Source organism: Paenibacillus sp. FSL H7-0326 (assembly GCF_001955535.1).
GTDB lineage: Bacteria > Bacillota > Bacilli > Paenibacillales > Paenibacillaceae > Paenibacillus > Paenibacillus shunpengii.
In genome coordinates this window covers 986,931-1,009,292 of the sequence record NZ_MPVN01000002.1, presented here as the reverse complement: position 1 = coordinate 1,009,292, position 22,362 = coordinate 986,931, and the positions used below count along the sequence as shown (strand labels likewise).

General features: G+C 46.9%; 17 protein-coding genes. All 17 read left to right on the top strand.

All coding sequences use genetic code 11. The features are described 5' to 3' along the window. The first annotated feature begins 4 nt into the window (after window positions 1-4). Window positions 5-820 carry a creatininase family protein gene (locus tag BK126_RS15525; protein ID WP_076313431.1) on the top strand — a complete coding sequence of 272 codons (816 nt, stop codon included), beginning with the start codon at window positions 5-7 and terminating at the stop codon, window positions 818-820. 16 nt (window positions 821-836) lie between these two features. Beyond that, window positions 837-1,643: an ABC transporter ATP-binding protein gene (locus BK126_RS15520; RefSeq protein ID WP_083655903.1), complete on the top strand. Its 807-nt coding sequence runs from the start codon at window positions 837-839 to the stop codon at window positions 1,641-1,643. Window positions 1,644-1,680: 37 nt separating this feature from the next. Next, window positions 1,681-3,003 (top strand): FAD-binding oxidoreductase, encoded by a 1,323-nt coding sequence (locus BK126_RS15515; protein ID WP_305954043.1) that lies wholly within the window; start codon window positions 1,681-1,683, stop codon window positions 3,001-3,003. Between the two features lie 36 nt (window positions 3,004-3,039). After that, window positions 3,040-3,927, top strand: a complete 888-nt coding sequence (locus BK126_RS15510) for an ABC transporter permease (protein ID WP_083655902.1) — start codon at window positions 3,040-3,042, stop codon at window positions 3,925-3,927. A gap of 58 nt (window positions 3,928-3,985) precedes the next feature. Further along, window positions 3,986-5,023, top strand: a complete 1,038-nt coding sequence (locus tag BK126_RS15505; RefSeq protein WP_076313429.1) for an ABC transporter substrate-binding protein — start codon at window positions 3,986-3,988, stop codon at window positions 5,021-5,023. A gap of 144 nt (window positions 5,024-5,167) precedes the next feature. Further along, window positions 5,168-6,550: an amidohydrolase family protein gene (locus BK126_RS15500; RefSeq protein ID WP_076313428.1), complete on the top strand. Its 1,383-nt coding sequence runs from the start codon at window positions 5,168-5,170 to the stop codon at window positions 6,548-6,550. Beyond that, window positions 6,541-7,824, top strand: a complete 1,284-nt coding sequence (locus BK126_RS15495) for an amidohydrolase family protein (protein ID WP_076313427.1) — start codon at window positions 6,541-6,543, stop codon at window positions 7,822-7,824. The genes BK126_RS15500 and BK126_RS15495 overlap by 10 nt, the downstream gene beginning before the upstream one ends. Window positions 7,825-8,235: 411 nt before the next feature. Then, window positions 8,236-10,407 carry a type I pullulanase gene (gene pulA, locus BK126_RS15490; RefSeq protein WP_076313426.1) on the top strand — a complete coding sequence of 724 codons (2,172 nt, stop codon included), beginning with the start codon at window positions 8,236-8,238 and terminating at the stop codon, window positions 10,405-10,407. A gap of 48 nt (window positions 10,408-10,455) precedes the next feature. Continuing rightward, window positions 10,456-11,127, top strand: coding sequence for a pullulanase-associated domain-containing protein (locus BK126_RS15485; protein WP_076313425.1), 672 nt, complete (start codon window positions 10,456-10,458; stop codon window positions 11,125-11,127). 245 nt (window positions 11,128-11,372) lie between these two features. Continuing rightward, window positions 11,373-11,999: a 50S ribosomal protein L25 gene (locus BK126_RS15480; protein WP_076313424.1), complete on the top strand. Its 627-nt coding sequence runs from the start codon at window positions 11,373-11,375 to the stop codon at window positions 11,997-11,999. A gap of 179 nt (window positions 12,000-12,178) precedes the next feature. Continuing rightward, window positions 12,179-12,448 carry an Imm26 family immunity protein gene (locus BK126_RS30245; RefSeq protein ID WP_076313423.1) on the top strand — a complete coding sequence of 90 codons (270 nt, stop codon included), beginning with the start codon at window positions 12,179-12,181 and terminating at the stop codon, window positions 12,446-12,448. Window positions 12,449-12,690: 242 nt separating this feature from the next. Then, the gene (locus BK126_RS15470) at window positions 12,691-13,659 is read left to right on the top strand and encodes a LacI family DNA-binding transcriptional regulator (RefSeq protein WP_076313422.1); all 969 of its coding nucleotides are present in this window, start codon (window positions 12,691-12,693) and stop codon (window positions 13,657-13,659) included. A gap of 183 nt (window positions 13,660-13,842) precedes the next feature. Continuing rightward, on the top strand, window positions 13,843-14,793 hold the full coding sequence (locus tag BK126_RS15465; RefSeq protein ID WP_076313421.1) for an ABC transporter permease: 951 nt from the start codon (window positions 13,843-13,845) through the stop codon (window positions 14,791-14,793). Between the two features lie 13 nt (window positions 14,794-14,806). Then, window positions 14,807-15,703 (top strand): carbohydrate ABC transporter permease, encoded by an 897-nt coding sequence (locus BK126_RS15460; protein WP_076313420.1) that lies wholly within the window; start codon window positions 14,807-14,809, stop codon window positions 15,701-15,703. A gap of 121 nt (window positions 15,704-15,824) precedes the next feature. Beyond that, window positions 15,825-17,447: an ABC transporter substrate-binding protein gene (locus BK126_RS15455; protein ID WP_076313419.1), complete on the top strand. Its 1,623-nt coding sequence runs from the start codon at window positions 15,825-15,827 to the stop codon at window positions 17,445-17,447. A 24-nt stretch (window positions 17,448-17,471) separates the two neighbouring features. Then, a complete protein-coding gene (locus BK126_RS15450) occupies window positions 17,472-19,940 on the top strand; it encodes a PfkB family carbohydrate kinase (protein ID WP_076313418.1) in 2,469 nt (822 codons plus the stop codon). Further along, complete coding sequence (locus tag BK126_RS15445; RefSeq protein WP_076313417.1) at window positions 19,937-22,216, top strand: GH32 C-terminal domain-containing protein; 2,280 nt, start codon at window positions 19,937-19,939, stop codon at window positions 22,214-22,216. Before BK126_RS15450 ends, BK126_RS15445 begins: the two co-directional genes overlap by 4 nt. The last annotated feature ends 146 nt before the right edge of the window (window positions 22,217-22,362 follow it).

Here is a 22,362-nt window from a genome sequence, read left to right as displayed (position 1 = left end):
ATGAATGACCGCACGTTATCAAGGAATGGCTTACAACGAGTTGTTCCTCCCCAGACTGTCCGGGCCGGAGATCGGTGAACTCGCCAAGACGGGAGCTATGCTGATCCTGCCAATCGGTGCAATGGAACAGCACGGGCCGCATCTTCCTGTTTATACCGACACGCTGATTGGAGAAGGGTTGTTAACGGAGGCATTCAAGCATCTGACTCCAGAGGATAATATATGGCTATTGCCGCATCTCCCTTATGGAAAAAGTAATGAGCATGCGGGGTGGAGCGGCACGGTGACATTATCAGCGACGACTCTGCTAGCTGTGCTGATGGATATTGCAGAGAGCCTTGCCAGATCCGGCTTTGACAGGCTCGTATTATTTAATACACACGGCGGAAATGCGGATCTGCTTAACCTTGCTGCCAGAGATATTAGAGAGAAGACAGGGATGATGGTATTCAGGCTTGATGGAGGCGGGCTCGATAACGATAAGGAGCTCCTCACACCTGAAGAACGCATGTACGGAATTCACGCAGGTGATTCGGAAACATCGATGATCATGCATCTCCATAACGATTGGGTGCATCGCGATTTGCTTCCCAATGAATACCCGCCTGTTACTCCAGAAATGAAGCTTCAATTCAGCAACAAACGGTTTGCATGGGTGATGAAGGATTTATCGGAATCCGGTGTTTGTGGAAATGCACAGCTGGCTACAGCGGAGAAGGGCCGCACACTATTGTCATCAGCAGGCAGGAATGCAGCGGAGCTGTTTAGACTGATGCTTGAGTTCCAGTTCGACAAGAAAGTAAAAATGGAATCCGTTTAAAGGGAGAGATGAAACGATGAGCAGCTTGATTACAGCACAGGGAAATAAGGCAAATCTTAACCCAGGAATGACACCGCTAGTGGAGATGGAAGGGATCAGCAAAATCTATCAGACCGGCACCATCGCGCTGCAGGACGTCAATCTCAGCATACCGGAAGGCGAGTTTGTCAGCTTTGTAGGTCCATCCGGCTGCGGTAAATCTACGATATTCCGTATGATCGCCGGACTTGGAGACCCGACAGCCGGCAGAATGCGGCTGATGGGTATGGAGCCTGCCGAAGCGAGAAAACAGAGTGACATTTCCTTCGTATTTCAGGATGCAACACTGCTTCCATGGTGCAAAGTGATTGACAACGTAACGCTGCCGATGGAGCTGCGAAAGATCCCGAAGAAGGAAAGAGTGGAGAAGGCAATGCATGTGCTTGAGATGGTTGGTCTGCAGGATTATGCGAACGCTCTTCCGCGCCAGCTCTCAGGCGGGATGAAGATGCGGGTATCGATCGCGAGAGCACTGGCATCCGATCCGAAGCTGCTTCTCATGGATGAGCCTTTTGGAGCGCTCGATGAAATGACCAGACAGACGCTTCAGGATGAGCTGCTCGGCATATGGCAGAAGGATAAGAAAATGACGGTCTTATTCGTTACACATAACGTTTTTGAAGCGGTATACCTCTCGACTTCCATCGTTGTCATGACAGCAAGACCTGGTAAAATCGCGAGTACGATCCCGGTACCTGTACCGTTCCCGAGAGATGAAACGTTCCGCACCGCGCCGGAGTTCAGCAAGCTGGTCGGTCAAGTGTCAGAGGTGCTGCATCACTAGCATAAGTGAAAAAAATCCGTGTTCAAGGAGGATGAAGATGATGGCTGTTGAGATCGAGAAGGTGTGTATTGACGGGCTTGGAATAGATAAGGTGCTGCTTGATCTTGATTCGAGGGAGAAGCTCTCGAAAGATTACTACTGGTATTCTCCTGTCCTTGAAAAACGGCTGAAGGATAAGATTGCGGACAGCATTGTTCGACCCGAGTCGGATGCTGAGGTCGAGACATTGCTCAAGATTGCGTATCACCATAAAGTTCCTGTTACGGTTAGAGGGGCAGGCACTGGAAACTACGGTCAGGCGATCCCGCTCGAAGGCGGCATTGTACTCGATCTAAGCAAGCTGGATCAAATCCTTGAATGGGGAGAGAATTCAGTTCGCGTGCAATGTGGAGTCAGACTTGGAGCTCTGGAACGGGCAGCCCGGGAACGAGAGCTTGAACTGCGAATTTATCCGAGCACGTTCATGAAGGCGACCGTCGGAGGTTATGTATGCGGTGGTTCAGGAGGGATCGGCTCCATCACCTGGGGGGACCTGTGGGACGGCAATGTATCGGAGGTCGTCGTCTATACCATGGAAGAGGAGCCGAGAAGACTGGTCGTGTCCGGCGAAGATCTTCCGGCCTATATTCATAACTATGGCACAACCGGAATTCTGACCGAGCTTGTGATTCCACTTGCACCCAAGACCGAATGGGAGCAGTCTATCGTATTCTTTGATGATTTTATGCAGGCTATGGAATTCTCCCATGACCTGTCTCATGATGATTCCATTCGCAAGAGACTAATCTCTCCCCACGAATGGCCCATACCTTCCTATTTTAGACCATTGAAAAAGGTGGTCCTCCCCGAGAAAGCGGCGGTTCTGCTAGAGACAGAGGAGGGAAGCCAGCCTGCCCTTGCACGTCTTGCGGAGCTGCATGGCGGAACAGTTGGCCATTACATTCCGGCTGAGAAGTACCGATCAGGCATTGGCTTGTCTGACTTTGGCTGGAATCACACCACATTATGGGCGCTTAAATGCGAGAACAATATTACCTATTTGCAGGCCGGATTCTCCTTAGCACATTTCAGAGAACAAGTGAAGCTTGTTAAAGAAACATTTGGAGATGAAGTGCTGCTTCATTTTGAATGGATGAGAAGCCGTGGTACAGTCACTCCGTCTTCACTGCCCGTCGTGCGTTATACGACCGAGGAGCGCTTGAACGAAATCATTGACTTCTTTAACACTAACGGAATTCATGTGGCAAACCCGCATACGTATTCACTGGACTCCGGTGGACGAGGAATATTGCCGCTTATGAAACAGAAGAAACAGGAGAATGATCCGTTAAGGCTGCTTAACCCTGGCAAGATCGATTAGAAGAAGCTCTCTTGAAAGAAAGGACGTGCTTAAACAATGGCAATGAATCAGCCGAAGCTTGCTTATGAAAAAAAGGGTCAGAAAGAGGACAGTAATACGCCTTCTGCCTCAGCTGTCCAAACCCCGAAAGCTGCGAAGAACAATAATTTCATGCAAAAATTTCTTCCTCCCGCCATCGCCTTCATCGTTGTTGTCGGCCTATGGGAGATCGTAACGAGATTGCTCGGATACGCTCCCTATTTGCTTCCTAAGCCATCGGACATCGTATTATCGGCCGTAGAGAATTGGAGCAACCTGATGACATCGGTCATGACGACGGTATATGAATCGGTGTTTGGATTCTTGCTCAGCATCGTTATCGGGGTATCCGGCGCCATACTGCTTGCCAGTTCCAAAATCATCGAAAAAGCCGTCTATCCCTATGCAATCGTGCTGCAAACGATTCCGGTTGTCGCGATCGCCCCGATTATCGTCATCTGGTTTGGTGCCGGCGTGAATTCGATTGTCATCATTGCCTTCCTGATTGGCTTCTTCCCGATGATATCCAACACCTTGATTGGTCTTAATTCTACCGATGGCAACATGCAGAACCTGTTCAAGCTCTACAATGCTTCACGCTGGCAGATCATGTGGAGACTGCGTCTGCCTGCCGCAATGCCTTATATTATTGCAGGACTGAAAATATCCTGTACCCTGTCTGTCGTAGGGGCTATTGTCGGTGAATACATTGCTGGCATTGGCGGCGGAGAAGGTGGTCTTGGTTATGCCATTACAGTTGCTTCTTCAAGACTCCAGACACCTTATTTGTTCGCCTGCGGACTGTGCGCCTCCATTCTGGGGATTACCTTCTATCTGCTCGTAAGTGCCTTCTCCAAGTGGGCGCTCAGCTCTTGGCATGAGTCTGAAATGAAATCCGAGAACTAAGATAAGATTTCTGAAATCAAAATATTCTGAAATCAAAATATAAGGGGGATTCAAGAGAATGAACAATTCATGGAAGAAGAAAATGTCAGGTCTCACAGTAACGATGGCACTCGCCCTTATATTTTCAGCATGCAGCAGCTCAGGCTCTGGCGGCAGTACAACCGAAGGAAGCGCCAGCGCGAGTGAAGAAGGCGACAAGGAGCCGGTAAAAATCACCCAGGTGACGAACTGGTTTGCACAGCCTGAGCATGGAGGGCAGTATACCGCTCTAGCGCAAGGCTACTACGAGGAAGCCGGTATCGATATGACCATCGAGCCTGGTGGACCTCAGGTATCCTCTATGCAGATCGTAGCTTCCGGCAAAGCCCAGTTCGGTATGGGGCAAGCGGATGAAGTGCTCACTGCCAGAGACAACGGAATTCCGGTTGTAGCCATTGCAGCCATCTTCCAAAAGAGCCCGCAGGCGATGCTGTTCCATGCAGATGCGGATATTCAGGATTTTGAGGATTTAGACGGACGTAACGTATATATTGCACCAGGGTCTGGATATTGGGATTTTATCAAGAAGAAATATGATCTGACAGAAGTGAAGGATCAAACCTATACAGGGCAATTCGTTAACTTCATTGAGGATAAGGATGCGGTCACACAGTCCTATGTCACATCAGAGCCCTATACACTCGAGCAGCAAGGGATTGAGACCCGTTATTTACTGACTTATGATGCAGGATTTCAGCCTTATTCCAATGTGCTGTTTACTACAGAAGAGTTCCTTGAGAAGAATCCTGAGGTTGTAAAATCGTTCCTTGCCGCCTCTATCAAAGGCTGGAATTATTACAAGGACCATTACGAAGAGATGAACGAGTTTCTGAAGGAAAGAAATCCGGATCTCACGCTGGAAGGGATGAAGTATGGAGCGGAGCAGGAATTTGAGCTGATTTTTACAGACGAGACGGAATCGAACGGGCTACTCAGCATGACAGAAGAACGTTGGACGAAGCTTCAGGAGGATATGTACAGTCTTGGATTACTGAAATCCAAAGAGGATATAGGAAATGTCTTCACGACCGAATATCTTCCCGGTCCCAGCGAATAATGGATTGACAGCTTATTAAGAGCTGCAGCCTCCTGGCTTATCGGACGCCGGCCTATTGGGCAGCTGACGCATAAGCTGCAGGGGGTTTTTTTAATGAGAGTGATATGCACGATTAGGTCTGTCCTTAGATAGGAGGAGCGAAGCATGACAGGAACACTGCGTTTTATCAATGCCTCACTGCACGAACTTAAGAGCCGGGGCAAGCTCTATGATATTCGGATTCGTGATGGGAAATTTGAATCTGTTCAGGAGCAGACCTCAGGCGAGGAAAGGGTTCAGGCTGCGGACATTGCGTCATTTGCGCTTCCCATGAGGAGGGATATGAGCAATGAGCAGAAGGTGTTTGATCTCAAGGGACGAATGATGCTTCCTGGCTTAGTGGATATACATATGCATCTGGATAAAGCCTTCAGCCTGCCCCAGGTAGGTAATCAAACGGGGACACTGCTTGAAGCCATTCAAAATTACAGCCGTGCAGCGTCATCCTTCTCGAAGGAAACAATTCGTGCACGGATCGTAAGGACTGCTCTGCAGGCGGTATCTTATGGATCGACCAGGCTGAGATCCCACCTTGATTTTAATGTGAATGCAGGGGAAGATGTTGCAATTCGTACAGTGGAAGCTGCACTGGAAGCTAGAGCGTTACTGAGCGGTGTGGTGGATCTGGAGCTGTATCCCATGGTTCCTTATCGCGATCTTGGAAGAAGGGGCATGGAGCTGATTGAGGAGTCGCTCAGAATGGGACTTGACGGCATTGGTGGTGCGCCGCATTTATCCCATCACCCCGATGCAGATATTGAGGGCATATTTGAGCTGGCGGTACGTCTTGGAGTGCCTATTGATCTGCACTGCGATGAGACGGACAATCCCGAGATGAAGACAGTACTTAAAGTAGCTCAGGAATCACTGAAATATGATTATCATGGAAAGGTCACTGCCGGACATTTATGCTCTCTGTCTTCCATGCCCCCAGCTGAGGCTGAAGAGCTGATCGCGATGATGTCACTCGCTGGAGTTCATGCGGTTACTCTTCCGGCGGCCAATCTGTATCTTCAAGGCAGAGCAGACCTGGGTCCTGTAAGACGCGGAGTGACCCGGGTCCGTGAGCTGATGGATGGGGGAGTTGCTCTCGCCGCGGCATCAGACAATATCCACGATCCATTCCATCCCTTCGGGAGAGGAGATCTGCTGCAAATTGCGCAGCTTACAGGCTATGCTGCCCATTATGGAAGTCCCGAGGACATGGTGCAGCTTCTCGATATGGTAACGGTGAAGCCTGCCATCATCGCCGGCTTGGAGAATTACGGTATTCGCAGGGGGGGAGCAGCCGACTTCGTTATTGTGGATGCGAGGAATCCGGAGGAAGTGTTCACACGCCTGCCGGCCGGCCGCTGGGTCGCCAAATCCGGAGCATGGGTCAGTGTGACAAGGGCAGCAAGCCAATATGGGGATGAACGAATTCAAAGGTTGTGGGAGGCGTCCGTGTTAGAAACAGAAGGAATCGGGGGGACAGCGGTATGGAAGTGACGACATTAAAAAATGTAATGACACAGGAAGGCCGTCATGTGGATGTATTCCTTGCATCAGGGCACATTCATTCCATTGAGCCATCTGACAGCAGTAAGGCTTGGAAAGACGATCAGGAAGTAGAACATACCATTGATGGGCAAGGGGGACTCCTGCTCCCAGCGTTTGTAGAATCTCATATTCATTTGGATACCGTGCTCACGGCAGGCGATCCGGACTGGAACAGAAGCGGCACCTTGCTGGAAGGGATTCAGCTGTGGGGTGAACGCAAGAAGCGGCTCACCCCGGAAGATGTGCGGCAGCGGGCGAACGAAGTCATACGTCTTCTGGTCGGACATGGAGTACTCTATATTCGGACGCACGCAGATATTTCCGATCCCCGGATGACAGCGCTAAAGACACTTCTTGCATTGAAGGAGGAGTGGGCATCTGTTGTTCAGCTTCAGGTGATCGCTTTTCCTCAGGACGGCATCGTTGCCTGTCCTGGGAATGCAGAGCGCATGGAGGAGGCGCTGCGGCTCGGTGCTGATGGTGTAGGGGCGATCCCGCATGGAGAACGGACCCGGGAGGATGGGGTAGAGTCACTTGAGATTTGCTTCGAGCTAGCGAAGAAGTACAGTGCATTCGTTCACGTCTTCTGTGATGAAACAGACGACGAGCAGTCCCGCTTCCTGGAGTGCACAGCAGCGCTTGCCATTAAGCATGAGCTGTACGGGAAAGTAACTGCCAGTCATTGCAGTGCTACCGCTTATTATAATGAGCCGTATTTCCAGAAGCTGCTGGGACTTGTCAAAGCCTCGCGCATCCATATTATTGCCTGCCCGCTGATTAACAGCTCGATGCAGGGACGATTCGATGCGTATCCAAGAGGCAGGGGGATCGCGCGGATCCGGGATATGTCGAGAGCCGGCATTCCGGTTGCCATTGCCCACGATGACATGCTGACACCTTTCTATCCCTACGGAGACGGCAATCTGCTGCAGGCGGTTCATATGGCGGCCCATTTGGAGCATATGACCGGAAGAGATGATGCTGGCTTGCTGCTAGATATGGTCACGAAGCATGGAGCCGGCGTTCTCGGTCTGGAGGACCATTACGGAATTGCTCCTGGACATCCGGCTAATCTGGTTGTTTTTCCCGCGCAGCAGGCCGCGGATGCAATTCGGCTTCGTCCGAAGCCGCTGTATGTTATTCGCCAAGGCAGAGTTATTGCTCATACCCCTCCCGTGAAGACCGAACTCTCCTTCGCTCCCTCCCATTTACAGGTCTACTAGAACTTCGATATTATGGCAAGCGGCGTCCTATTGCATATTGGCTGGGACGTCTTTTTTTGTGATGTGTATAAGCCTTTTTTTGTGGAGCAGGTATCATTAGCCGACAACCTTTGTAGGATGGTGTCATATACTATTGTGTAAGCGTTTTCTGATTTTACAATATCAGCTCTGCTCATTTCTTTCTCGTTTGGGCGGTTATAGTTTCTCTATGAAAGTGGCATAAATGATAGTAATGACGATAGAGTCATTACTCTGTAGTTTATATATTTGAGGATTTGGTTTATTAAATCCTCAACAACTTTGAATCGATCACCGTGTGCAGGGAGAAGCAGGCGAGTCTAAGAGTCATAACGCACAAACGGGTAAGACTGCAGGGTCCGTACATTATTACAATCACGGGCGGTGAGCTTGATGCAGGATTTGAATAACGTTTATTATGACAAACATGATCTCGGGTTGATTTATACACGTGAGAGCAGCGCTTTTAAGATTTGGGCTCCTACAGCGTGCAAGGTTGAAGTGGTTCTCTATGAAGATGCGGGTCAGTATGATGCTAACGGCTTGCTTATGAATCATGAGGGTGGAATGGCTTATGTCATGAATCAGATGCAGGCAGGTACATGGGGGCTTACACTTCAGGGAGATTGGGAAGGGAAATTCTATATGTACAAGGTCAGTTTCTCAGACGGACAGGTACATTATGCAGTAGACCCTTATGCAAAAGCAGTTGCTGCTGGAGGCGCGCGCACAGCAATCATTGATATGAGCAAGACCGATCCGGACGATTGGGAGGATGATGTGCGTCCCCCGCTGATCAAGTCAACGGATTCCATCATTTATGAGCTTCATGTCCGGGATTTCTCGATGGACGAGGAATCACCTTTTCAGAAGAAAGGGCTTTACAGTGCTTTTTCGGAAGAGGGCTTAACCGATCGAGAGGGACATCGTATTGGAATAGACCATTTGAAGGAGCTTGGGGTAACCCATGTCCACCTGCTTCCGGTGTTTGACTTCAAGACGGTTAATGAATTAACCGTGCATGATGCAGAGGCAGCAGATAACAAATACAACTGGGGCTATGATCCGCAGAACTTCAATGTACCCGAGGGCTCCTATTCGAGTGATCCTTCCAATCCATATACAAGAATTCGAGAGTTCAAGGAAATGATTCGTGCCCTGCATCGCTGCGGCATTCGGGTCATTATGGACGTCGTATACAACCACACCTATGGCGTGGACGATGGACCTTTTGACGGCATTGTACCGGGGTATTATTACCGTAGAAATGGTCACGGATTTCTGTCCAATGGTTCAGGTGTAGGAAATGAGCTGGCAACAGAAAGACCGATGGTTCGAAAATATATTAAGGACTCTGTTCGATATTGGACGGAGGAGTATCACATTGACGGCTTCCGCTTTGATCTCATGGGGCTTATCGATACACAGACGATGACGGAAGTTACGGCAATGCTCAGACAGGAGCTGGATTCTTCGATCCTGGTATACGGCGAGCCTTGGACTGGCGGCGATTCACCGCTTCCGGACAAGACGCTTAAGGGAGTACAGCGAGGCAAAGGCTTTGCGGTATTTAACGACCATTATCGTGCGGCGGTCAAGGGTGACAGCGATGGTGCTGGAAGCGGATTTGCGACAGGCTGGTGGGGAGTGGAAGGTGCGGTGCTGGCTGGAGTGCAGGGAGCGATACATGACTTTGCGTATTCACCGGCGGAGACGATCAATTATGTGACAGCTCACGATAACCTGAATCTCTGGGACAAAATTGTCACATCCCAAGGCATCAGAGATCTGCTAGCCTTTCCTGAATGGAGGGATGGCCGTCCAACGAGCGGAATCAGTGCTGCAGAGGCCGTCAAGCATGCGGATCCTTATCGTCATGTAGATCCAATGAACTTGTTAGACAACGATACGGTAAGACGTTCCCTGCTTGCGAATGGTGTAATTCTCACTTCACAAGGGATTCCTTTTATTCATGCAGGGGATGAACTGCTCCGCTCCAAATTTGGAGACCATAACAGTTATCGGAGCGGAGATGCAGTGAATGCGCTGAGGTGGAGTAATAAGGCGAGGTTCCGTCCCGTATTTGATTATTATAAGGGGCTCATTGCGCTTCGGAAAAAGCATGCTGCCTTTCGTTTGGAGCATCGGGATCAGGTCGAGCAGTATTTGAAAGTGCTTGAGTGCGGTAATGGGGTTCTGGCCTATATGCTGGAAGGCTATCGAGCAGGCGATGCATGGAACCGGATCATTGTTATCTATAATGGGAAAGAGCAGGATGAAATTATAGCCGTACCGCAGGATACTTCCTGGAACATCGTTGTCAGTGATCGTGCAGCCGGTGAGAAGGTGCTGGCGCAAGTGACTTCGCAGGTTGTCGTCCCAAGGCTGTCCATGATGGTGCTCTATGATCGAATGAGCGGGATCGAAGTGCCTGTGCTGTCTTCCATTGAAATTATGACCAATAGAAGAGCGGTGGCAGCAGGAGAACATTTTCAATTCGAAGCGGTTTATCGAGATCAGCACGGCAAGCAAATGGACGGAATTACAGCGGTCTGGCGCTCCTAGGATGAACGAGTAATCCGGGTAAGACAGACGGGCAAAGCGAGCAGTCTCATGAATGGACAATGCTTCATCACTGCAGCTCATGGAGAAATATCCGGGGCGGTTCAGATGTGGGTCGATGATCTATATCCTGCCCGCATTGAAATCGCTGTCGACAAATCCATCTATGCCACTCAGACGTATCGTCCTCATGTAACGGTCTGGAACCAATATGAAGAAGTGATGGCAGGTGCTCCTTATACGCTGGAGACAACGACACCCCGAGTGATTGCGCTGGATAATGGCAAAGTCAAAGCCATACGACCCGGCACAGCAGTGGTGGCTGCAACTGCAGGTGAGGTCAGGGCAGAGCATCATTTTCAAGTTCAGCCGTATTATGTGCGCACGGTGGAAATAGAATATTCCCGGCCAGATGGACATTACGAAGGCTGGAACGTCTGGGTATGGGGCACGGGTATCCACGACGGCAAAATCCCTTTACATGCTGAGGGTGGTCATTCTGTGAAGGCAAGGATCAGAGTGGCACCCGGCATTAAACGGATCGGGTATATCATTCGGTTGAATGAGTGGGAGAAGCGAGAAGGAGATCGTGATTACTTCATAGATATCCCGCCTTCTCCTGCGAACGAACGAATCAAGGTTCATGTACACAGCGGGACAAGAGAAGTGGTCGTTGCCGTCGGTGGTCAGAAGATACGCTTGCATGGACTTAGCAGTGCATGATGAGGGGACTGGAAATGCTGGATTTAATAAGTCGTTATTGTGGGAAAAATAGTGGCGTTTATGTAATGACACGTGAAGTTCAGGCTGTCGAGAGAGACTCGGCAGCTATTTTTATTTCTTTTTATGAGCAAATCGAGATTCAATCCCGTTCATAGGGGGTAGTTATACATATGGCCCTGATTCTATTTGTTATTTGTTATTGGGGGCAAATTCGAACCATGGACTTGTAAGGAGGATGTTTAGATATGAAATCCAACGGAGAAACGGTCCAACTAATTGCCGAGCAAAGGACACAGAAAAAAGGTTCAGGTTTACGAAATCTAAGACAGAGCGGGCGCGTTCCGGCTGTTGTATACGGACAGCAATTTGACAGCATTCCGATTCATGTGGATGCGAAGGAATTCTCCCGCGTATCCCATACGGGACGCTCCGAGCTGTTCGAGCTGAAATTGGACGGCAAAACGGTGCCGGTGCTGATCAAGGATATGCAGAAACAAAACGATCGACTGCTTCATGTTGACTTTATAAAAATTGCCAAAAATAAACCAATTCAGGTCTCGATCTCAATCGATTTCCAAGGTACAGCGGTGGGCTCCAAGGCAGGCGGCGTATTCCAGACGCTGTTGACAGAGCTCGAAGTCGAAGGATTGCCAAATGATCTTCCAGCTGTCATTGAAGTGGATATCTCCAAGCTGGAGGTAGGGGACAAGCTGGCTGCATCCGAAATTGGGTTGCCGAAGGGCGTGTCGCTCGTTACACCTGAAGATACACTCGTTGCTTCTGTAGGGGTATTGCGTGCAGCGGATACGGATACAGGCGAGGCAGCTGAATCTAGCGCTGACGAAGAGGTAGCGGCTTCCGAAGAAAAATAATGATAAGTTGAATAAAATATAGAGTAAGCTCGAGGACTCTGCGCATTTGAATGCGCAGGGTCCTTTTTGCCGTCTGCAAGCTAAAAAAACTTGCGATATACTATTCTCAATTAATAGTCTTTATTATGTTGTTTATTTACCAAGGCGATATTTAAACGAGTTAGTGGAGTGATTGAATTATGCGAAAGAAGAAAGTGAATATCGGAGATGTATTTGTAATCCCGTTAAAAGAAAATCGTTACGGTTACGGACAAGTAGTCTCATTCGGTATCCTACTTGTAAGATCAAACCTTGTGTATATAGAGAAAGGATATTGGAAAGTTTTGGGGAATGCTGGAGTGCCTAGTAATATTAATATCCCCAAGTATTATATTCGTGATGGACTTGATCATTTTGAAGTAGTTACGCCCATACACGAGAAATGCAACGTATACTCCTGGCGTTCTTGAAGATATTCTGAATGCTATTGTCGATGGAGAAGACTGGAAAGAGGAGTATGGGGATGTAGTATACAAACCATAAATGATTTTCTATTCTGAAAATCACTAGATCAAATTTTTTACTGTTCGAGTTCGAAACTAGTTGAGTTATGCATCATTTTGAGTATATCTAATTATTTTCAAATAAATATTGAAACGTTTCCAATTCGGTGTTATTATGTTTTTCATAACAGAGCTAAGTGGGGGGTTAGATGCCTAGTATTAAAGATGTTGCCAGTCTAGCTGGTGTAGCTGTTGGAACCGTGTCCCGTGTTATTAACAATTCGGGCGCCGTAAAACCTGATACTCGCAGAAGAGTAGAGGAGGCCATACAAGAACTAAATTACTTTCCAAATGAAATCGCTCGCAATTTAAAGATGCAGAGATCAAAGACAGTAGCACTGCTTCTGCCTAGCATCTGGAATCCTTTCTTTTCTGAACTAGCCTATTACATTGAAGATGAGTTGGATCAAGAAGGCTTTAAGCTCATGCTGTGCAATAGCGGTGGCAAGCCTGAAAAAGAATTATATTATCTAGATATGCTACAGCAAAATAAAGTAGCAGGTATTGTTGGGATTACTTACAATGATATCGAAAGCAGTGTGAGTAATCATATTCCCATCGTAAGTATCGACAGACATTTTGATAAGAAAATCACGTGTGTGACTTCGGACAATTACGAGGGAGGACGTCTGGCTCTAAGGGAACTTATTAAAGCGGGTGCCCGAAACCCGGCATTCATTGGAAGCGTCACATCCGTTTTTAGTGAAACGATGAATCGAAGAAAAGGATTCGTTGATGAAGCGAAAAGTTTGGGAGTCAACTATGTGGTATATGAGAAGCCAGACCCGATTCAGGACGAAGATGCTTATTTTGATGAGTTTTTTAATACCCATCGTGATGTAGACGGGATTTTCGCCATTACTGATCTGCTTGCCGCAAGTTATATAGAAAGAGCAAGAAAACTGGGGATTCGTGTTCCAGAGGACGTTAAGGTCATTGGATATGATGGCATACAGGATCATCCATATTTTCATCCGATACTGTCAACAATCAGGCAGCCTGTGGAAGAGATGGCACGAATGACGATCAGGCTTCTTTTTAAAAAGTTTGAAGGTGGAAAATTAGGCAAGGATGTGTATCATCTACCTGTACAATTCAGGCAGGGTGAGACTACATAACCTTATAAAAATTGATCGTTAGCGGTAACTCCTCTAACGATCAAAGTCAACCAAGTCTATGTGTCTAACTTGGAAAGCTAAAGTGATGCAGGTTGTTTTTCTTATGCAAAATTGGAAACGTTTCAAATTAATTGGAAACGTTTCAATATCACTTGAATATAACACGAAAGAGGGAATATAAGGGTGAACTCAAGAGACTCTGCAGGATATCAACCCAATAGCCAAGTAAAACGGAAAACTTGGGCTCGAATCAAACGTGACTATCAACTGTATTTGTTTCTATTGCCAATCATCATTATTTATGCCGTATTCAAGTATTATCCGATGTACGGAGTGCAAATTGCATTCAAGGACTTTTCGCCAAGCCAAGGGATTTGGGGGAGTGAGTGGGTAGGATTCCAGCATTTTATTGATTTTTTCAATTCCTATAACTTCTGGACGATCATAACTAATACACTGACGCTCAGCTTTCTATCACTCCTATTCAGCTTCCCAGTTCCAATTATCATCGCCATTATGCTGAATCAGATGTTAGGCAAGCGATATAAGAAATTTATTCAAACTGTCATCTATGCACCACACTTTATCTCTACCGTTGTTCTCGTTGGTATGCTCCATGTTTTTTTATCCCCTAACAGCGGAATTGTGAATCACATCATCACTTGGTTTGGGGGGGACCCAATTCTGTTTATGGCAGATGAAGGCTGGTTTCGTCCTTTATATATACTGTCAGGAATTTGGCAAGAAACCGGTTTCTCTACAATTATATATTTGGCAGCTCTGGCGGGGGTCAACCCTGAATTGCATGAAGCGGCAATTATGGATGGAGCAAGTAAATGGAAAAGAGTATGGTATGTCGATATCCCAAGTATCCTGCCGACAATCGTGATCTTGCTGATCTTAGCACTCGGTAACATTATGAGTATTGGTTTTGAAAAGGCGTTTCTCATGCAGAACGATTTGAACTACGCCACTTCCAATATACTTCCGACTTATGTTTATGAGATGGGAATTCAGAAGGCACAATATAGCTTTTCTACCGCAGTGGGACTGTTCAATTCCGTCATCAATATCATCTTGATTGTCACCGTCAACCGGATTGCTAAAAGAATGACAGAGACCAGCCTTTGGTAAGGGGGAGTTTACTTTGAATCAATTATTGAAAAGAAAAAGCAGAGGGGACGTTATATTTGACGTTATTAACCTAGTTTTATTGACCATGGTTATGCTGCTTGTTTTATTCCCGTTGTATTTTGTACTCATTGCTTCATTCAGCGATCCAAACTATATCTACTCCGGGGAAGTGTGGTTGTTTCCAAAAGGTTTTACATTGGATGGGTATGTACGAATATTCAGTGACTCATCGATTTGGATAGGATATGCCAATTCCATTCTTTATGCCGGTTTAGGAACATTGATCGGAGTAGCTGTGACTGTGTTTGCGGCCTATCCGTTAGCTCGTAAAAACTTGGCGGGCAAATCTGTAATTATGTGGTTTTTAATGCTTACGATGTTTTTTAGCGGCGGGCTGATACCTACCTATCTGTTGATTAAGGATCTTCACATGTTGGATACCATTTGGGCTCTTGTTATCCCTGGAGCGGGCGGTATATTCAATGTCATTATTGTGAGAACGTTTTTTCAATCATCCATCCCGGATGAAATGTGGGAAGCTGCTTCCATTGACGGCTGTTCCAACACCAGATTTTTCTGGAGCTTTATATTGCCACTGTCAAAGTCAATCATTGCTGTCATGGTCCTGTACCATGTGGTTGGATTCTGGAACGGGTTCTTTGATGCTTTAATTTATATGAACGACGAGAACAAATATCCGCTACAGCTGGTGCTTCGCAATATCCTCGTCCAGAATCAAGTGAACTCCGGAATGATGGTAGATGTGGAATCCTATGCGGCGAAAATGCGGGTTACGGAGCTTATTAAATATGGCGTTATCATCGTATCCAGCCTACCGCTGCTAATATTGTACCCCTTCTTACAAAAGTACTTTGTTAAAGGTGTCATGATCGGTTCGATCAAGGGATAATGATCATTTTTTGGGTACCTGAAAGGGGGGATGTACGGCAGAAGCATACTCTGCAATCCAATCACTGAATTAGCAATTAGCTTATGCTAGATTAGCAAGATCCTAAGGGAGGTTCATGTACATGAAATTTGTATTCAAGAGTACGGGGATTCTATTACTTTCTGGAGCGATTGTAATAAGTGGATGTTCTGGAGGCAGCGGCGATTCAAACAATACCGATCAAGCAGTCGACTTCAACAAGACGGGTCTTCCGATTGTCGAAGAAACGATATCGTTAAAAATGGTATCCCCAAAAGCTGCGTTAGCACCAGAATATTCGGAGATGGAAATCTTCAAACGTCTGGAAGAAGAAACTAACGTTAACATCGAATGGGAGAACATTCCGGATACCGACTTTGCAGAAAAGAAAAATTTGCTGCTGGCCAGCGGCAATCTACCAGATGCGTTCTATGGAGCCGGATTTTCGGATTATGAATTAATTAATTACGGTGAAGACGGAACCATCATACCTTTAGAAGAACTAATTGAACAATACGCTCCTAATTTGAAAGCGCTCTTAGATCGAAGACCGGATATTAAAACATCAATCACAGCACCGGACGGACATATTTATGGTCTTCCTTCATGGGAAGAAAATAACCTTGGTACGAACCCTTTCTTCCATGTTATCAACAAAAAATGGCTCGACAAATTAGGTCTCAGCATGCCAAAGACGTTGGACGAATATACGGAAGCCCTAGTCGCATTTAAAACACAAGATCCGAACGGCAACGGCAAAGCCGACGAGATACCGTTAAGCTTCATGCATATGCAATGGTGTATGGACATTGCAGGAATGTTCGGAGCATTTGGTCTTCCGGATAACTTGGAACACCGGATCGTCCGTGATGGGAAAGTTATTTTTACAGCTACTCAGCCTGAATACAAGGAAGCTCTCAAATATTTCCATGAAAAATGGTATAAGCAAGGATTGATTGACCCCGAATCCTTTACTCAGGATGCAGCACAATATCTCGCCAAGGGTAAAACAACAGATGAAACGCTGGGCTCTTATATTTGGTGGGAAAAGGAGGAAGTTGTGGGGCCTGAACGGGCTCAAGATTATGAGCTGTTAGCTCCTCTAATCGGGCCAGATGGATCCCAAACTATTGGACGAAGCAACGGTGGAGGTCCGGGTCGTGGTGCATTTGTAATCACAAAAGAAAATCAGAACCCTGAGATCACGATGCGTTGGATCGATCAGCAGTATGAACCCTACATGGCAGCGCAAATTCACTGGGGACCGCTGGATGTCGTGTTTGAGAAGGACGAGAACGGAAAATTAGTCAACTTACCTCTTCCTGATGGAACCTCAGCAGGCGAATTTCGTCAAAAAGTCGCTCCTGGAACAGGGGGGCCTGGCGTTATTACGAACGAAGACTTCGGAAAAGTGGTGGATATGGAGCCTCGGGCCCAGCAGCGTGCTAAAGATTTGGAGAAATATTACGATCCTTACATGGAAAAGGAAAACTATCCAAGCATCTTCTTTGAGCCTGAAGAGCTGGATAATATCAATAAGATTGAGACAGAGCTCATTAAATATGTAAATACAGAGCGAGGAAAATTTATTGTTGATGGCGGCATAGATGAACAGTGGGATCGTTATGTAGAGACTCTTGAGAAGATGGGACTGAATGAACTTATGGAAATCTACCAAAATGCGTTGGATCGTTATAATGCAAATTTAAACAATAACAATAATTAATCAGATGATGGGTGGAGAGAAACTGTGCTTGATGCAATAACAATCGGGGAATTGTTAATAGACTTTACTCCTGCTGGTCATACAGAGGGAGGAAACGAGCAGTTTGAGTGCAATCCTGGAGGAGCTCCAGCTAACGTAGCCGTGGCGCTTGCTCGATTAGGAGCCAAAACGGCATTAATTAGTAAGGTTGGACAAGATCGTTTCGGTTCATTGCTGCGCAATACTTTGCTGAGCAGTGGGGTTGACGTGTCAGGTATTTCTTCTACTAATGAAGCTAATACAACGCTCGCATTTGTCCATTTGAATAAAGACGGAGACCGATCGTTCAGCTTTTACCGGAAGCCAGGAGCAGATACCTTCTTGTGCCCGCAAGATATCCCTCTAGATCGGATTGAATCCTGCCGGTTACTGCATTTTGGATCGTTGTCAATGACTCATGAGCCGGCAAGTTCGGCAACAAGAGCGGCAATAATTAAGGCTAAAGAAGCGGGAGCCTTGATTTCTTTTGATCCTAATATCCGGTTTGCTCTATGGGAGACTAAACAAGCAGCGAAAGAGAGTATTCTTTGGGGCATGAAATATGCTGATATTCTGAAAATTTCAGAGGAAGAGCTCTCCTTTATTACAGATTTAACAGATATAGAAAAAGGAGCACAAGAACTGCAACAACAATACGGCATCGCTTTGGTTGTTGTCACGTTGGCCGAAAAAGGCTGCTATTACCGATTGACTGCTCATGATGGGTATGTTCCGGGTTTACCAGTGAAGGCTATCGACACGACAGGAGCTGGCGACGCTTTTCTGGGCTGCTTGCTATTTAAGGTACTGGAATATGGAATTTCCTTGAATCAGTTCACTCAACAACAAATGATCGACATGTTGAGATTTGCTAATGCGGGAGGGGCATTCGTAACAACACGGAAGGGAGCACTTCAATCTATGCCAACAACAGATGAGATAAACAAAATGATGGACTCGTATAAACAGCTCAATAATGATGGTTGGAGACCAGGATATCATTTTTCGCCTCCCTCCCATTGGCTCAATGACCCGAACGGATTAGTTTATTACGAAGGAGAATATCATCTCTTTTATCAATACCATCCCTTCAGTAATAAATGGGGGCCGATGCACTGGGGTCATGCCATAAGCCAAGATCTTATTCATTGGCAGCATGAGCCAATCGCTCTGTTCCCAGATGAACACGGAGCCATTTTCTCCGGTTGCTGTGTGGTGGACTGGAATAATAGCAGCGGACTTTTTGTCGGTTCTCCTGGCTTAGTTGCCATCTTTACCCATGCGGATACATATCCGGAGACCGGTCAGCCGAGGCAGCGTCAAAGCTTGGCATATAGCAGCGATAAAGGGCGCACCTGGCACAAATATGAGGGAAATCCAGTTCTATCTGAGCCTGATCTGGTTGATTTTCGCGACCCTAAAGTATTCTGGCATCCTGAAAGTAAACGGTGGGTGATGGCTATTGTCGCGGGAGACCATGTTCGGTTTTATGGGTCAGAAAATTTGCGTGAATGGTCGCTGACAGGCGAATTCGGTCACAGAGAAGGCTCGCATGATGGGGTTTGGGAATGCCCTGATCTTTTTGAATTGTCAATTGATGACACTGGGCGTACCAAATGGGTGCTTGTTATAAGCATTGGAGACAACCCTTCTTGTCCAGAAGGCTCACGCACACAATATTTTATCGGTGAGTTCGATGGAAATACATTTATCAATGATAACTCGGCTGATCATATCATGTGGCTAGATTACGGTCGGGATAATTACGCGGGGGTAACCTGGTCAGATATACCTGAGCAAGACGGTCGTCGAGTGATGATGGGTTGGATGAGTAACTGGAAATATGCCAACGAGACACCAACGGGTTCCTGGAGAGGGTCAATGACGCTTCCTCGTACCTTGTCATTAACCAAATGGGATGAAGGAGTAGTTTTGACTCAGATGCCTGTTCGGGAAATAGAGCAGTTACGGAATTCCTCTATGAGTTGGTCTGATGTCTTGATTAAGCCGGAGATACCGTTTAGCCATAAGATAAGTGACAATCTGCTTGAGATTGAAGCGGACATTGATATTAGTTCCTCTGGCGAGGTCTATATCATATTGAAGTCTTCCGAGGACAGTGAAACAGTGATTGGTTATGACCCTGTGCGCCAATGGTTGTACATCGACCGTTCAAAGTCCGGTCTAACTGACTTCCACTCCTCGTTTCCCTGTCATCACGGTGCGAGCATGATTCCGGATAATGGAAAGATTAAGCTGCATATCTGGTTGGATCGCAATGCAGTCGAAGTGTATGGGAACAAAGGTTTAGTTGTTCTGACCGACCAAATTTTCCCTAAATCGTCGATTGATATGATTTCCATTAACGCCAGATCAGGACAAGTTCTACTGAACTCATTGCATATCTATGCTCTTCAATCCATTCATCATTCTGAGACGAAGCCAGAGCAGTTATCAAGGAGGAGAGATGGATGAACCATACATCAGTTAACAGGGGATTAATGATGTCCTGGGCCTTCGATGAAGGAACAGGGACCAGCACTATAGAGAATGTGGCCCAAGTTAGGAATGAAATTCAGTACGTGTTTAATCAAGCCGAGTTCAACGAACCGCAAGAACCTCAGTGGAGAGAGGGGGTGATGGGAAGCGGTCTCCTCTTCGATGGTTATTCGACTTATATTGCCCATACAGTCCATGAGGGAAATAAGAACATGAAGCAAGCGTACCGAGATGCGCTAAGTATTGGAGTATGGGTGGCACCGCGTTTTTATGGATGGGGCTCTGAAGGCAAGTTGTCTGCTATTGTGAACAACCATGATTTCGATCGCAAGCAGGGATATTTGCTTGGGATGTTCCGTCATGGCTCTTGGTCCTTTCAGGTCGGCCTAGAAGGTGGGGCCTGGAAGGAAGTCTGGTCACCGGATGGTTTTGAACTGCCCAAAAATGAATGGTCTTACGTAAATGCTGTATTTGATGGTGTCCGGGGTGAAATGAAGCTGTATTTAAACGGCAGTGAGATTGCATCAGCGGATCTCCCTCGCGGCTCCCGCCTAGCTGATGCCTCGGACACAGAACTGCTCATCGGTAAAAATAACCACAGCAGCCTGCTGGCCGACATGTTCAGCCTTCACATGTTTAGCGGTATCTTAGATGAACTCAAAATTTATAATCGAGCTCTGAGCCCGGAAGAGGTAGTCACTTCTTATCGATATGTGTTGGATAGCGCTTATCAAGGATCCCACCCGCGATTATCCTATGATGAAATCAAGCTGGATCGAACTCCACTGCTGACGGATCGGCATAGACCTCAGTATCATGTCAGTCCAGCGGCCCATTGGATGAATGAGCCCCATGCTCCCATCTATTTTGACGGGCATTATCATTTATTCTATCAGCATAACCCCCTTGGGCCGTTCTTTCATCAGATTCATTGGGGACATTGGATAAGCAAGGATCTCGTACATTGGCGTGATCTTCCTGTGGCCCTGGCTCCAGAAAAGGATCAGCTCGCCCCGGACGGGATATGGTCAGGAAGTGCAACTTACGATGCAGACGGTCTACCCGTCTTGTTTTTTACGGCGGGCAATGACAGTGCTTCACCGAACCAAAGTGTGGCACTTGCCCGAAGTACCTATTCCCTCGATAAGAATCCAGATCTGGTTCAATGGGTCAAACACCCAGAGCCGCTAATCGTACAGAAAAAAGGAATGGGGGCATTCGGAGATTTCCGGGATCCATTTGTATGGAAGGACGATGGTGAATGGTTTGCTTTGGTTGGTTCGGGAATCGAAGGTGAAGGCGGAGCGGCACTGGCCTTTTCATCACAGGACATGATGAATTGGACGTACAAAGGACCTTTGTTTAAAGCGGATATAATTAAATACCCTTATCTTGGACCCATCTGGGAGCTCCCCGTACTTCTTCCTCTAGGAAGTGACAAGCAGGGGAAACACAAACATCTTCTTCTCGTCAGCCCTGTGGGACAGGGAGCAGATGTCGAGGTATTCTATTGGATCGGGCAACTTGACAAGCAAAATTTATCATTCATTCCCGATCAAGAGGAGCCTCAGTTGATTGACGTCGGTGATTTCCATTTTACTGGCCCAAGCGGAATGGTTGATCCCAAGACGGGGAGGAATATTATATTTACAATAGCTCAAGGCGACCGGACTTCTGAAATGGAATATAAATCGGGCTGGGCTCACAATGGCGGCTTGCCTATCAGTGTGTATTTGAGAGATGATGGACGGCTTGGAATCGAACCGATTCAGGAGCTTCAATCCTTACGTGGCAATAAGCTCTTATCGCTACATGATAAGTTACTAACTGAAACTAACGAACTACTTCAGGATGTTCAAGGCGACATGCTTGAGATTCAGATGGAAGTGGAGTCTTTAAGCGCCAAACAACTGGGAGTTAAAGTCCGTCGAACTCCTGATGGAGAGGAAGAGACCCTGTTGTTTTATGATATGAACGACTCCATGTTCTCTGTAGATCGAACTAAAACCAGCCTTCATCCGGGAGAAAAGTGCCGAGGAATACAAGGCGGTAAGCTGGAGTTGAGTGAGGAAAATCTAAGGCTTCACATCTATATAGACCGTTCCATGGTCGAAGCCTATGCCAACGGATTGAAAAGCCTGACGACCCGGGTATATCCAAGCCGAAAGGATGCTTTGGGACTTGAAATCTGGGGAGATGGGGATCTGTTAGTTAAATCTTTGGATATATGGGAAATGCAATCCATTTGGTAAGAAGAGCGCTTATGCGCTCCTTACCTTCTGCATAAAGGACTAAAACAACCTGTGTGTTTGTGAAAAAAGCTTCGTTTATTTACTTCTCTTTTTCCTCCGTCTCCATTATGACTCTTCATCCTTGTAACAGGGGGAGCTGTTGAACT

Excerpts from the sequence above, each read along its gene's own strand:
- BK126_RS15525 (WP_076313431.1), top strand. The coding sequence starts at position 5 with ATGACCGCACGTTATCAAGGAATGGCTTACAACGAGTTGTTCCTCCCC.
- pulA (WP_076313426.1), top strand. The coding sequence starts at position 8,236 with ATGCAGGATTTGAATAACGTTTATTATGACAAACATGATCTCGGGTTG.
- BK126_RS15470 (WP_076313422.1), top strand. The coding sequence starts at position 12,691 with ATGCCTAGTATTAAAGATGTTGCCAGTCTAGCTGGTGTAGCTGTTGGA.
- BK126_RS15445 (WP_076313417.1), top strand. The coding sequence starts at position 19,937 with ATGAACCATACATCAGTTAACAGGGGATTAATGATGTCCTGGGCCTTC.
- BK126_RS15485 (WP_076313425.1), top strand. The coding sequence starts at position 10,456 with ATGAATGGACAATGCTTCATCACTGCAGCTCATGGAGAAATATCCGGG.
- BK126_RS15505 (WP_076313429.1), top strand. The coding sequence starts at position 3,986 with ATGAACAATTCATGGAAGAAGAAAATGTCAGGTCTCACAGTAACGATG.
- BK126_RS15520 (WP_083655903.1), top strand. The coding sequence starts at position 837 with ATGAGCAGCTTGATTACAGCACAGGGAAATAAGGCAAATCTTAACCCA.
- BK126_RS30245 (WP_076313423.1), top strand. The coding sequence starts at position 12,179 with ATGCGAAAGAAGAAAGTGAATATCGGAGATGTATTTGTAATCCCGTTA.
- BK126_RS15455 (WP_076313419.1), top strand. The coding sequence starts at position 15,825 with ATGAAATTTGTATTCAAGAGTACGGGGATTCTATTACTTTCTGGAGCG.
- BK126_RS15500 (WP_076313428.1), top strand. The coding sequence starts at position 5,168 with ATGACAGGAACACTGCGTTTTATCAATGCCTCACTGCACGAACTTAAG.
- BK126_RS15515 (WP_305954043.1), top strand. The coding sequence starts at position 1,681 with ATGATGGCTGTTGAGATCGAGAAGGTGTGTATTGACGGGCTTGGAATA.
- BK126_RS15480 (WP_076313424.1), top strand. The coding sequence starts at position 11,373 with ATGAAATCCAACGGAGAAACGGTCCAACTAATTGCCGAGCAAAGGACA.
- BK126_RS15510 (WP_083655902.1), top strand. The coding sequence starts at position 3,040 with ATGGCAATGAATCAGCCGAAGCTTGCTTATGAAAAAAAGGGTCAGAAA.
- BK126_RS15495 (WP_076313427.1), top strand. The coding sequence starts at position 6,541 with ATGGAAGTGACGACATTAAAAAATGTAATGACACAGGAAGGCCGTCAT.